1 protein-coding gene is annotated in these 208 nt (G+C 53.4%); it reads right to left on the minus strand.

The features are described 5' to 3' along the window. The coding region (locus tag HMPREF2625_RS05440) for a glycosyltransferase family 2 protein (RefSeq protein WP_141745422.1) at positions 1-208 on the minus strand (208 nt) is incomplete at both ends.

Raw genomic sequence — 208 nt, forward strand, 5'->3', positions numbered from 1 at the left:
GGGGTTGTTGAAGATGTGGATGCGGGTGTCGGGGTTTTTCTTGTGGTAGTCGGTGATGATGTCGGCGGAGTCATCGGGGGATCCGTCGATCATGATGATCAGTTCAAAGTTGGGGTCTGTTTGGTTTCGGACGGATTGTATGGCGTTGATGACGGTGTTGGCGGTGTTGTAGACCGGCATGATGATGCTGGTACGAGGGGTACGCATA

The sequence above is a fragment of the Rothia sp. HMSC064D08 genome, assembly GCF_001809525.1.
GTDB classification, from domain to species: domain Bacteria; phylum Actinomycetota; class Actinomycetes; order Actinomycetales; family Micrococcaceae; genus Rothia; species Rothia dentocariosa.